Origin of the sequence: Saccharopolyspora sp. NPDC002686 (assembly GCF_040295745.1) — a bacterium.
GTDB classification, from domain to species: Bacteria; Actinomycetota; Actinomycetes; order Mycobacteriales; family Pseudonocardiaceae; genus Saccharopolyspora; species Saccharopolyspora oryzae.
Map to the genome: position 1 here is coordinate 1 of NZ_JBEOVY010000245.1, position 11,843 is coordinate 11,843.

The following is an 11,843-nucleotide window of genomic DNA, read 5'->3' on the forward strand; positions in this document are numbered from 1 at the left end:
GCCGGCTCCTCCTGGCCCGCCTGCGCGTTTCGGGCCTCCCGGTCCACCTGATCCTGAAGTCATGCGCACCGTTTACTTGGTGGGCAAGGAGATGCAGGTTTCCGACAAACTGATGCTCGCAGCGTTCGAAACCGGTCTCGTCGAATCGAGGATGTCGAACCTCGACGGAGCGCGCGACGCGGACTCGCTCGGAGTTTTCCAGCAACGCCCTTCGATGGGGTGGGGCTCCCCTGAGCAAGTGCTGAACGTGAACTACGCAGCGCACAAGTTCTTCGAGGCTGCGGTCAGAGAAGAGCGCCAGGATCCGAACCGCACAGCTGGTCAGATCGCTGCGGATGTGCAGAAACCTCGGCGGGACCTCCGGGGAAAATACGACGAGCACGAGGCTGAAGCTCGTAAGCTCCTCGACGAGACCGCTCGGTCGTTCCCGGCACCGCCACCTCCTGGACAACCGCCGGTGCCACCTCCGCCGCCGCAGCCGCCCGCGCCGGGTCAGCCTCCGGCTCCGCCGCAGCAGCCGCCCGTTCCGCCGCAGCCCCCGGCTCCGGGGCAGCCGCCGCAGCAAGGGCAGCCTCCGGTGCCTCCGCCGGCTCCGCCTCAGCCTCCGGCTCCGCCGGAGCGGGTGGTGCCTGCTGTGTTCGGGTCTTGGATCATCCCTGGGCCGGACGGGGCCCTTTCGGCCTTCGCCACCAGCACTTCCGGGGAAGCCGTCACCGCTTGGCAGGTCGCTCCCGGTGGGGACTGGGTCGGTTGGCTCGGGATCGGTGGGGAGCCGGTCGGGCACCCGGTCGTCGTGCGCGAGCCGGGCGGTGGGCTGTCGGTGTTCGCCCGGAACAGCAACGACGAGATCATCACCTCGTCGTGTCCGCAGCCCGGCGCGAAGTGGGGGCCGTGGAGCGGTTTGCGGGGCGACATCGCCGCCGATCCGGTTGCGGTGGTGCGGCCTGACGGTGCGTTGGCGCTGTTCGCCGTCGGGCGGGACGGCAAGCTCTACGGCACCGCGCAGGCCGGTCGCGGTGGGCACTGGACCGAGTGGGACGACTTCGGCGGCGAGCTGATCGGTCGGCCCGCGGTCGCGTTGCGGCCGGGCGGCACCGTTTCGGTGTTCGCGCGCAACTCCCAGCAGGAGATCGTCGTGTCGACGCAGGGCACTGCGGGCGCCGCTTGGTCGGCGTGGCAGGGCTTGGGCGGCAGCATGGTCGACGATCCGGCGGTCGTCACGCTGCCCGACGGCGTCGTCGTGCTGTTCGCCGTCGGCAACGACCAGCAGCTCTACGTCATGTCGCACCCGGGCGAGGGCGGTTTCTGGTCCGGGCTCGGCGGTGACTTCGCCGGCACCCCGGCGGTGGCCGTGGGCCCGGAGGGGAAGCTGTCGGTGTTCGTGCGCAGCACGTCCGGCGAGGTCCTGACCGCCGAGCAGGAAGGGCCGCAGGGCGGTTGGTCCGCGTGGGCGAACCTCGGCGGGGAGCTGGAAGGCGATCCCGTGGCGGTGAGCCGTCCGGACGGGGCGTGCTCGCTGTTCGGCGTTGGTCGCGGCGGGGACATGCTGACCGCCAGCCAGCCCGGGCCGGGGGCGCCGTGGACGCCCTGGCAGGAGCTGGTCGACTCGCTGAAGGCCTGATCTCGTTGGTGGACGGGCGCTTTCGCGGTGGAAGCGCCCGTCCACCGGTCAGTGCGCGGTGTCCTCCTGGTACGCGCGGGTGAGTTCCGGGGCGTAGGCCAGGAAGAGCTGGAGGATGCTGATCGGGGCTCCGACCGGGCTCGGCAGGGCCAGGTCGTGGGCCACGTGGGCGCCTCGGTGGGTGGGGACGGGCGTGGTCACGTCGGTGAACCAGCGCAGGAAGTCGACCGGGGCCAGCGGGATTCCCGTGGTCTGGCCCAGGTTCTCGTTGAGCATCAGCAGCGCGGACTGGGGGTTGCGGAGCATCCAGCGGTAGAACTCGCTGAACTGGTAGATCTGCCAGTCGACCCGGGTCGGGCGGGCGCCGTTGGCCTCGGCCAGGCGCACGCCGTGCTCGGTCGAGGCCTGCTCGGCGTTGCCCCACGCCGGGTCGTGCGTCCAGCGATCGGTCAGCTCGCCGCGCTGCATGCGGCGGAGGTAGTCGGCCCACAGGTGCGATCCCGGGTTGCCGCCGTCGTCATCGGAGACGCCGAGGGCCATCGCGGTGCCGCGCTCGATGCCCTCCAGGATCCCGGCGTCGACGTGCGAAACCCAGGAGCCCCGCTCGCCGAAGCCCTTCTCGATGAAGAAGCCGATGATCCCCTCGATGTTGCGCCAGTGCCGGAAACCCGGGATGTACTCGGCCGAAACCCGGTCCTGCACGGCGCGGACGAACGCGAGCCGCTCGGTCAGCGGCATCGCCTCCAGCTCGGCGGCAGTGCAGTCCAAAGTGGACGCGCAATGTCGGCCGGTGCTCCCCTGCGCGCTCGCCGGAATCGGCAGTGCGGCAAGGACGAATGCGAGCAGCAGGGTCACTAGGCGGACGCAAACGGCCACGGAGGTCCTCCTCGATCTGGACATCGAGGAGGAAGTGAACCACCAAGACGATCACCGCCCGCCCCAATCCGCCACACCGCCCACACGTGTTCACCGGATCGGGTCATCGTTGCGCCCACGGGAACCACAGTTTCAATGGAAACTGTGATCCGCCGTGCCTGGGTTCCGCAGTTTCAATTGAAACTGCGGTTCCCCGGCGTGTCGGGACCCGACATGCCGACGGGTGTGGACAGGTCGTCCGGGCTGTGGAGAACTTCCGCAAATTCAATGGAAATCGGAGGTCTGATTTCCATTGAATTTGCGGGAGGGCGGGTCAGAGCTTGGTGCAGGCTTCGGTGAGGACGGAGCGGAGGATCTGCTCGACCTCGTCGAAGTGGTCCTGGGTGCAGATCAGCGGTGGGGCCAGTTGGATCACCGGTTCCGCGCGGTCGTCGGCGCGGCAGTACAGGCCCGCTTCGAACAGCGCGGGGGAGACGAAGCCCTGCAGGACGCGCTCGGCGTCGGCCGCGGTGAAGGTCTCCTTGGTCGCCGCGTCCTTGACCAGCTCGATGCCGTAGAAGTACCCGGCGCCGCGGACGTCGCCGACGATCGGCAGGTCCAGCAGCTTGTCCAGGGTGGCGCGGAAGTTCGCCTCGTTGGCGCGGACCTGGCCGTAGAGGTCCTCGGACTCCAGCAGGTCCAGGTTGGCCATGGCGACCGCGCACGCCACCGGGTGCCCGCCGTAGGTCGAGCCGTGCGTGAAACTGCTGTCACCGGACAGGAACGGCGCCATCAGCCGCTCGTCGGCGATCATCGCGCCGAGCGGGGCGTAGCCGGACGTGAGCCCCTTGGCCACCGTGATGATGTCCGGCTGGTAGCCGTAGCGGTTCGCGCCGAAGTCGTGGCCCAGCCGGCCGTACGCGCAGATCACCTCGTCGGAGACCAGCAGCACGTCGTGCTCGGTGCAGATCTCCCGGACGCGCTGCCAGTAGCCGGGCGGCGGCGGGAAGCAGCCGCCGGTGTTCTGCAGCGGTTCCAGGAACACCGCGGCGACCGTGTCCGCGCCTTCCCGCTCGATCGCGCGGCCGATCTCCTCGGCCGCCCAGACGCCGAACGCCTCGTAGTCGTCGGCGAACACCGGCGCCCGGTAGAAGTTGGTGTTGGGGACCTTGATGGCGCTGGGCACCAGCGGCTCGAAGTCCTGCTTGGCGCCGGGGATCCCGGTGATGGACAGCGCGCCCTGGGACGTGCCGTGGTAGGCCAGCGACCGGCTGATCACCTTGTGCTTGCCGGGTTTTCCGGTCTTGCGGAAGTACTGCTTGGCCAGTTTCCAGGCGGTTTCGACGGCTTCGCCGCCGCCGCTGGTGAAGAACACCCGGTTCAGGTCGCCGGGGGCCTGGGCGGCGATCCGCTCGGCGAGCTCGACGGCGCCGGGGTGCGCGTGCGACCACAGCGGGAAGTAGGCGAGCTGCTTGGTCTGCCGCGCCGCCGCCTCGGCGAGCTCTTCGCGACCGTGCCCGACCTGGACGGCGAACAGACCGGCCAGGCCGTCGAAGTAGCGCTTGCCGCGCTCGTCGTAGACGTAGGGGCCCTCGCCGCGCGTGATCACCGGGATCTCGCTGTCGGCGTAGCCGCCGTGCTGGGCGAAGTGCAGCCACAGGTGGTCCCGTGCCCGGTCGCCGAGCGTGCGGTTCGCGGCAGGGTGCTCCGTCGCGGTCATGATCAACCTCGCATCGATTGTGGTCTTCGAAATCAATCGTATAAGAGAACGATAGCAACTGAAAACGTTGTTGAAGGTCATATCAACAACTGATCTAGTTGTCGTTGATCACCCAGTGGGTGTCATGACGTCGTCGCAGGTGCACCGCGTAGTACGCCCCGGCCAAGGCCGCCAGTGCGGCGGTGAGAAGCAGGTCCGCGACGTCCTGGTTGACCAGGGCGAGGGCGATCGCTGCCGCGGTGACCAGCGCGGGCAGCGGCCACAGCGGCATCCGCCACGCCTCCGGTTGGCGCGACCGGCGGACCCGCAGCGCGGCGATCGCGATCAGCAGGTAGAGCGCGGCCACGATCACGCCGGTCAGGCCGATGAGTGCTTCGACGTCCACGAGTCCGGCGAGCGCGGCGCCGGGCACGCCGACCAGCAGCGTCGACACCCACGGCGATTTCCAGCGCGGGTGCAGCCGGGACAGCGCCCGATTCATCCGGGTTGGCCACGCCTGGTCGCGTGCCGAGGCGTAGAGCACCCGCGCGTTCTGCAGGACCATGACGATCACCGCGTTCAGGATCGCCGCGGCCACGGCCAGGCTCACGAAGGTCGACAGCACCGGCCCGCCCCACGCTTCGACGATCGCCGGGAAGTCGGCGGTGGCCAGATCGGCGTCGGTCGGAGCGCCCAGCACGATCGCCACCGTGGGCAGGCCGATGATCAGCACCGCGGCCAGCAGCGACCACAGCACCGTGCGCGCGACGCTGCGCTTCGGGTCGCGCAGCTCCTCCGACAGGTAGACCGCGCTCCCGAAGCCTTGGAAGGTGAAGATCGCGACGGCCAATCCCGTCAGCAGCACGGTCGTCGTGAACGGCGCGGAACTCCCTGCGGCGTCCGGAATCGTCGGCTCGGTCAGGGCGCTCAGCGGACGGTTGGCGTGCGAGAAGCCGAGGACCGCCACCAGTGCGGCGGCCAGCACCTCGATGCCCAGGAAGATTCCGGTCACCAGCGCGTTGGACCGGACGTCCAGCACGGCGGTCGCGGTCGCCAGCAGCATCACGACGGCGCCGGTGGTGGCGGTGTCGAGCTCGACCAGCGAACTCAGGTATTCGGCGGTGCCCAGCGCGATCACCGGTGGCACCACGACGATCATCGCCAGGCTCATCACGAACGTGATCCACCCGGCGCCGCGCCCGAGCACCCGGGCCACGATCGAATATTCGCCCCCTGCGTGCGGGAACCGGGTGCCGAGTTCGCTGTAGCAGAACGCGACGCCGAGGGACACCAGCGCGCCCAGCGCCAGGGTCAGCACGACACCGGTGCCCTGCGTTTGCACCAGTGGTGGAACCACGATGAACAGCGACGACGCCGGGGTGACGCAGGACAGGGTCAGCAGGACGCCGCCGAACACGGTCAGCACCCTGGGCAGTTTTTCCGGTCTGGTGGCAGCAGGAGGCGACGCGGCCTCGTTCGTCCAGGACATGAGGGCCTCGTTGGGGGAGAGGGGATCCGGGGCGTGGCGTCCCATTGAAAGTGGCCGCCTGTGCAGCGTCAAGAGATTGGCAACGAAAAAAGCATCTATTGCGGCCTATTGCGATTGAAAGCGTTGTCAGTCAACATGTTCGCAACTGAATCAGTAGTGCAACGCTGAAAGAGGTGTCGTGTGGGCCGGCAAGTGTTCGACAACTTCATCGACGGCCGTCGCGTGCCTGCGGTCGACGGGCGGACCCTGGACGTCATCGACCCGGCCACCGGGGAGGTCTACGCCGCCCAGGCGCTCTCCGGAGAGTCCGATGTGGACAATGCGATGGCCGCTGCGGGCAAGGCGTTCCGCGGCTGGCGGCGCACCACCCCGGCGCAGCGGCAGACGGCGCTGCTGCGCATCGCCGACGCTGTCGAAGCCCGCGCGGCCGAGGTGGTGCGCGTGGAGTGCGAGAACACCGGCAAACCGGTCGAGCTCACCCACAGCGAAGAGATGACCATGGTGCTGGACCACCTGCGGTTCTTCGCCGGTGCGGCGCGGGTGCTGGAAGGCCGCGCCGCGGGCGAGTACATGGCGGGCCACACCTCGATGATCCGCCGCGAGCCGATCGGCGTCTGCGCCCAGGTGACGCCGTGGAACTACCCGCTGCTGATGGCGATCTGGAAGATCGCGCCCGCGCTCGCCGCGGGCAACACCGTGGTGCTCAAGCCGTCCGAGACCACTCCGGCGAGCACGGTGCTGCTGGCCGAGATCGCCGCCGAACACCTGCCCGCCGGGGTGTTCAACGTGGTCACCGGGGATCGCGACACCGGGCGCTGCCTCGTCGAACACCCGGTGCCGCAGATGGCTTCGATCACCGGCTCGGTGCGCGCCGGGATCGAGGTGGCCGGATCAGCGGCGCAGGACCTCAAGCGCGTCCACCTCGAACTCGGCGGCAAGGCGCCGGTCCTGGTCTTCGACGACGCTGACGTCGCTGCGGCGGCAGAGGGCATTGCCGCCGCGGGGTTCTTCAACGCGGGGCAGGACTGCACGGCGGCGACCCGAGTGCTGGTGCAGGAGGGGGTGCACGACGAGTTCGTCGCGGCGCTGGTCGAACAGGCGCGCAACACCCGGACCGGCCCGCCCAGCGACACCGACGTGCTCTACGGTCCGCTCAACAGCGCCGCGCAGCTGGAGAAGGTTGCCGGCTTCATCGATCAGCTGCCCGAGCACGCGACCGTCCACTGTGGTGGACACCGGGTCGGGGAACGCGGCTACTTCTACGCTCCGACGGTGGTTTCCGGCCTGCGCCAGGACGACGACATCGTGCAGAACGAGATCTTCGGCCCGGTGCTCACGGTGCAGCGCTTCAGCGACGAGGACGACGCCTACGCCAAGGCCAACGGGGTCCGCTACGGCCTGGCCTCGTCGGTGTGGACCGCCGACCACCAGCGGGCGATGCGCGCGAGCGCGGAGCTGGACTTCGGCACGGTGTGGCTCAACACCCACATCCCACTGGTCGCGGAGATGCCGCACGGCGGGTTCAAGCACTCCGGCTACGGCAAGGACCTGTCGATGTACGGCCTGGAGGACTACACCCGCATCAAGCACGTGATGTCCAGCCTGGGCTGAAAACCTGCCTGAAGCACTCGTCCTGCGTGGCGGTGCGAGTGGCGAGGGTGGGTGATGCGCCTGGCGGCGCATCAAAGACAAAGACCAGAACTCAGGATCAAGAACGGGCGCTCAGCGTTCTAGCGGGTGCCCCAGGCGTAGGTCTGCTTGCGCAGCTTGAGGTAGACGAAGGTCTCGGTGCCGGTCACCGCGTCCAGGCTGCGGATCCGCCGGTTGATCACTTCCAGCAGCTGCTCGTCGTCCCGGCAGACCACCTCGACGAGCAGGTCGAACGACCCGGCGGTGAGCACCACGTACTCGATCTCCGGGATCTCCGCGAGCGCGTCGGCGACCAGCTGGGCGTCGCCGGAGACGTTCACGCCGATCATCGCCTGGCGCAGGAAGCCCAGCTGCAGCGGATCGGTGACCCCGACGATCTGCACCATCCCGGAGTCCAGCAGCCGTTGCACGCGCTGTCGCACCGCGGCCTCGGACAGGCCGACGGCCTTGCCGATCGCGGCGTAGGACCGCCGGCCGTCCTCCTGCAACTGCTCGATGATCTGCTTGGACAACTCGTCCACGGGCACGGGCGATTTCGCGTCGGAGCTGTCCTGCTCCTGGGACTTGCGGTTCACAGCACAGCATCGTTGCTGCTGCAAGCCCCCCGGTGCAAGCCGGTGCCCCGAGACTCGCGGGTCAGCTCAGCGCATCGACGAGCTTCGGCGTGAGGTGGTCCAGGGCGAACGGGATGCTCGAGACCGTGGCCGAGCCGAGGGCCATGGTCAGGTCGTAGTCGTCGAGCAGGACCAGTGCGCCGCGCTTGGCCGCCGGGAGGTTGTTCAGCAGCGGGTCGTTTCGGACCGCGTCCACGTCGGTGGCCTTCGCCGTGGTGACGATGACGACGTCGGCGTCCAGCAGCGAGACCTGCTCCTTGCTGATCTTGACGTTGAACTTGCCGCCGCTGTCCAGGCCTTCGATGGCCGGGGACAACCGCAGGCCCAGCTGCTCCAGCAGTGCGGTCCGGGCGTCCTGCTTGGTGTAGGCCGCGTAGGTGCCCGCCGAGTCGGTGCGGACGGTGACGTGCGTCTTGCCCTGGAGCAGTTTGTTCGCGTCGCGGGTCTGGTCGATGCGCGCCTGGGTGTCGGCGACGAGCTTGGCGACCTCCGCCTGCTTGCCCAGCGCCTGGCCGATCGTCTCGGCCTGCACCCGCCAGTTCACCCCGTAGTCGATCGAGTTCGGCGGCTGCGCCACCACCGGGTTGAAGCTGGTCAGGCGGTTGTACTGCTCCTGGGTCAGCGCGCTCTGCAGCGCGAGCATGACGTCGGGGGCCAGTGCGATGACGCCCTCCGCGTCGACCTCGCTGCCGAAGATCTTCGGCTTCTCGCCGCGCAGCATCGGCTCCACCCACGGGCCGACGCCGCTGGCCCACGGGCCCCACTGGGTCAGCCCTGCCGGGATGACGCCCAGCGGCAGCAGCACGTCGTGGTCGGTGATGCCGAGGCTGACGACGCGCTGCGGGGCGGCCTTGATCTCCGCGGTCCCGTACCGGTTCGGGATGCTGGTCGGGAAGCCCGGTCCGCCCTGCGGGGCGTCGCCCTCACCCGGGGCGCCGCTGGTGCCGCAGGCCGCCAGCCCGGCGGCGGCGAGCACGCCGGTCGCGCCGATCAGGAAGCCCCGGCGGCCGAACCTGCTGCTGGCAAGAGCTGGGGGAGGAGTCATCTCCGCGTCCTTCGTAGTCCGACATTTCGTTGTAAGGAAGGCTAACCTAACTCGGCTTGCGGGTGATCCGTTGGTGAACCGGATCACCCGGGTGCCGCGGAGGCGTATCGTTGGCGGGGAGCGAACGCACGTTCTGCGCGCAAACAACTGGCGTTGGAGTCGCGATGAGTGACGATGACGTTTTCGACCGCCGCTGGGTGCTCACCGAGGACGAGTTGCTGCGGATGCTCTGGCGCAGCTACGCCGGGGAGAACCCCGACGTCCTGCTGGTGGAGCTGCACGCCAACCACCGGCCCGACCGGCGGAATCCGGGGCCGTTCGGCGCCCGCACGCCCAAGTCCACGCGGCACAAGCGCCATCGCGTGGTGCGCTGATCGCCCGATCCGCTCCGGGGCGTCCTCCGCTGCCGGTACGGTGGCCGTCGATCAACGCCGTACTGGAGACACGCCCTGATGAGTTCGTTCCTCGCCGGATCCCGCGCCTTGGGCACCGGATTCGGCATCATCGCGCGCCGACCGAAGCTGCTGGTCCTCGGAGCGCTGCCCGCGCTGATCAGCGCCGCGCTGCTGCTCGGCTGCCTCGGCGCGCTCATCTACTCCAGCGGTGACCTGGTCAGCTGGATGACACCGTTCGCCGACGGCTGGGGCGATGTCGGACGCCGAGCGCTGCGGATCCTGGTGGGGATCGCGCTGGTCGGTTCGGCCGCGCTGCTGGCCTCGGTGTCGTTCATCGCGATCACGCTGCTCGTCGGCGGACCGTTCTACGAGCACATCGCCGAGAAGGCGGAGGAGGAGCTCGGGCTCGACACCTCCGACGACGGCGCGGGCGTGCTGCGGCAGATCGGGCGCGGGGTGCAGGACTCGGTGAAGCTGGTGCTGATCGCGCTGGTCGGGGCGATCGCGCTGTTCGCGATCGGGTTCATCCCGGTGGCCGGGCAGATCGCGGCGCTGGTGCTCGGCGCGCTGTTCGGGGCGTGGCTGGTCGCGGTGGAGATGGTCGGCCTGGTCTTCGCCCGGCGCGGCCTGAAGCTCGCCGACCGGCGCCGGGAACTGCGCAAGCACCGGGCGGCGGTGTTCGGCTTCGGCCTGCCGACGTACCTGCTGTGCCTGATCCCGGTGCTGCAGCTGGTGGTGATCCCGTCGGCGGTGGTCGGCGGAACCCTCCTGGCTCACCAGGTCCTCGACCCCGCCCGAACCGGGGCTCGGCGCTGAGCCCAGGCATTTCGATGCGGGGTGGGGGAGCGAGCAGGCTTTAGAGTCGGGGTGTGACGAAGCCTGTGCAGCCGGACGACTCCTACCTCCGCGCCGTATCCGCCGCCACCGAGCGGGCCGTGGCCGCCGCTGAGCCGATCCGCTCCGAGCACGCCGGGGCGGGCGCGGAGCTGTGCTCCGAGGTCGAGGCGTGGGTGGACGGCCATGCGGACGAACTCGTCGGGTTGAGCCGGGATCTGCACGCGCACCCGGAAGAGGCCTTCGCCGAGCACCGGTCGGCCGCGCAGGCCGCTGAGCTGCTGCAGCGCCACGGGCACGACGTCGAGGTGGGCGTCGGCGGGCTGGACACCGCCTTGCGCGCGGTCGCGGGCACCGGTGGGCCGCACGTCGCGGTGCTGGCGGAGTACGACGCTCTGCCCGGCATCGGGCACGGGTGCGGGCACAACATCATCTGCTCGGCAGCGGTCGGCGGGTTCCTCGCCGCAGCGTCGGCGATGGCGCAGGGACGGGTGAGCCTGTTCGGCACCCCGGCCGAAGAAGGCGGTGGCGGCAAGGAGCACTTGGCCCGAGCGGGGCTGTTCGACGACGTCGACGCCGTGGTGATGCTGCACCCGTTCTCGCACGACATCGCCACCCACCCGTTCCTCGGGCGCCGCCAGCTCGAGGTGGTGTTCCACGGCGTGGCCGCGCACGCCGCCGCGCAACCGTTCATGGGGCGCAACGCCCTCGACGCGGTGGTGGCGACCTACCAGGGCGTCGCGGCGATGCGCCAGCACATGCCGTCGACGGACCGCGTGCACGGCATCATCACCGACGGCGGCAAGCGCCCCAACGTGGTGCCGGACCGCGCGGCGGCGCTGTTCTACGTGCGTTCCGCCGAGCCCGGATCGCTGCGCGACCTGGCGTCCCGGATCGAGGCCATCGCGCACGGCGCGGCGTCGATGACGGGCTGCGGCGTCGAGCTGAACTGGGACAACAACCCGGCCTACCTGCCGATCCGGCACAACGACGCGCTGGCCGCGCGCTGGGCCGCGCACCAAGCCCGCCGCGGCCGGACGTCGTTGCCGCGCGGCGTGGTCCCGGAGTACCTGACGGGCTCGACGGACCTCGGCAACATCAGCTACCGCGTCCCGGCGATCCACCCGATGATCGGCCTCGGCGACCCGAACCTGGCCCTCCACACGGAAGAATTCGCTGCCGCAGCAGCCTCGGAAGCCGGAGACCGCGCGGTGATCGACGGAGCCATCGGCCTAGCCCTGACCACAGTGGACTACCTGGTGGACGCTGGTCTCCGCCAGGCGGTCGAGACCGAGTTCGCCGCCGCCGGAGGACCTCTCGACGTGGTGGCGTACTTCGACTGAGCCGGTCACGGCGAGCCGAGCCGGATGAGGCTCGACTCGTAGACGATCCGCGACGACCACTGGTCGCGGGCGCCTCGCGGCGTTCCCCTGGTCGGGTGGGGTTTGCAGTTTCAATTGAAACTGTGCTCCACCGGCGTGTCGGGACCCGACATGCCGACGGATGTGGACACCTGACCCCGATCTGCGGAGAACTTCCGCAAATTCAATGGAAATTGGACCTCTGATTTCCATTGAATTTGCGGGACCTCGGGAACCCGGGATCCGGGGCGGTACCCGGATGGGGGGAGCATGGGCGAAC

The 11,843-nt window shown here is 69.5% G+C and carries 10 protein-coding genes; 5 read left to right on the top strand and 5 right to left on the bottom strand.

Translation table 11 applies throughout. From position 1 onward, the window contains the following. Window positions 1-634: 634 nt before the first annotated feature. Window positions 635-1,621 carry a PLL family lectin gene (locus ABTZ89_RS26955; RefSeq protein ID WP_351049719.1) on the top strand — a complete coding sequence of 329 codons (987 nt, stop codon included), beginning with the start codon at window positions 635-637 and terminating at the stop codon, window positions 1,619-1,621. A gap of 48 nt (window positions 1,622-1,669) precedes the next feature. Here ABTZ89_RS26955 and ABTZ89_RS26960 read toward each other — a convergent pair whose 3' ends face one another. The 3 genes from ABTZ89_RS26960 to ABTZ89_RS26970 form a co-directional block, all read right to left on the bottom strand. Beyond that, window positions 1,670-2,497 (bottom strand): hypothetical protein, encoded by an 828-nt coding sequence (locus ABTZ89_RS26960; protein ID WP_351049722.1) that lies wholly within the window; start codon window positions 2,495-2,497, stop codon window positions 1,670-1,672. Between the two features lie 313 nt (window positions 2,498-2,810). Continuing rightward, window positions 2,811-4,196 (bottom strand): aspartate aminotransferase family protein, encoded by a 1,386-nt coding sequence (locus ABTZ89_RS26965; RefSeq protein ID WP_351049725.1) that lies wholly within the window; start codon window positions 4,194-4,196, stop codon window positions 2,811-2,813. A 94-nt stretch (window positions 4,197-4,290) separates the two neighbouring features. Beyond that, window positions 4,291-5,664, bottom strand: a complete 1,374-nt coding sequence (locus tag ABTZ89_RS26970) for an APC family permease (RefSeq protein WP_351049728.1) — start codon at window positions 5,662-5,664, stop codon at window positions 4,291-4,293. A 180-nt stretch (window positions 5,665-5,844) separates the two neighbouring features. Here ABTZ89_RS26970 and ABTZ89_RS26975 point away from each other — a divergent pair, with 180 nt between their 5' ends. Next, window positions 5,845-7,275, top strand: a complete 1,431-nt coding sequence (locus ABTZ89_RS26975) for a gamma-aminobutyraldehyde dehydrogenase (RefSeq protein WP_502949602.1) — start codon at window positions 5,845-5,847, stop codon at window positions 7,273-7,275. A 119-nt stretch (window positions 7,276-7,394) separates the two neighbouring features. Here ABTZ89_RS26975 and ABTZ89_RS26980 read toward each other — a convergent pair whose 3' ends face one another. Both ABTZ89_RS26980 and ABTZ89_RS26985 read right to left on the bottom strand, forming a co-directional pair. Then, window positions 7,395-7,889, bottom strand: coding sequence for an Lrp/AsnC family transcriptional regulator (locus tag ABTZ89_RS26980; RefSeq protein WP_351049730.1), 495 nt, complete (start codon window positions 7,887-7,889; stop codon window positions 7,395-7,397). A 61-nt stretch (window positions 7,890-7,950) separates the two neighbouring features. Next, on the bottom strand, window positions 7,951-8,973 hold the full coding sequence (locus ABTZ89_RS26985; RefSeq protein WP_270951822.1) for an iron-siderophore ABC transporter substrate-binding protein: 1,023 nt from the start codon (window positions 8,971-8,973) through the stop codon (window positions 7,951-7,953). 164 nt (window positions 8,974-9,137) lie between these two features. Here ABTZ89_RS26985 and ABTZ89_RS26990 point away from each other — a divergent pair, with 164 nt between their 5' ends. From ABTZ89_RS26990 to ABTZ89_RS27000, 3 genes are all read left to right on the top strand, one after another. After that, window positions 9,138-9,347 (top strand): hypothetical protein, encoded by a 210-nt coding sequence (locus tag ABTZ89_RS26990; RefSeq protein ID WP_270951821.1) that lies wholly within the window; start codon window positions 9,138-9,140, stop codon window positions 9,345-9,347. A gap of 78 nt (window positions 9,348-9,425) precedes the next feature. Then, window positions 9,426-10,184: an EI24 domain-containing protein gene (locus tag ABTZ89_RS26995; RefSeq protein ID WP_351049735.1), complete on the top strand. Its 759-nt coding sequence runs from the start codon at window positions 9,426-9,428 to the stop codon at window positions 10,182-10,184. A gap of 65 nt (window positions 10,185-10,249) precedes the next feature. Further along, a complete protein-coding gene (locus ABTZ89_RS27000; RefSeq protein WP_351049740.1) occupies window positions 10,250-11,545 on the top strand; it encodes a M20 family metallopeptidase in 1,296 nt (431 codons plus the stop codon). The last annotated feature ends 298 nt before the right edge of the window (window positions 11,546-11,843 follow it).

Coding starts and splice junctions, on each gene's coding strand:
- ABTZ89_RS26965 (WP_351049725.1), bottom strand. CDS start 4,196: ATGACCGCGACGGAGCACCCTGCCGCGAACCGCACGCTCGGCGACCGG.
- ABTZ89_RS26970 (WP_351049728.1), bottom strand. CDS start 5,664: ATGTCCTGGACGAACGAGGCCGCGTCGCCTCCTGCTGCCACCAGACCG.
- ABTZ89_RS26985 (WP_270951822.1), bottom strand. CDS start 8,973: ATGACTCCTCCCCCAGCTCTTGCCAGCAGCAGGTTCGGCCGCCGGGGC.
- ABTZ89_RS26990 (WP_270951821.1), top strand. CDS start 9,138: ATGAGTGACGATGACGTTTTCGACCGCCGCTGGGTGCTCACCGAGGAC.
- ABTZ89_RS26995 (WP_351049735.1), top strand. CDS start 9,426: ATGAGTTCGTTCCTCGCCGGATCCCGCGCCTTGGGCACCGGATTCGGC.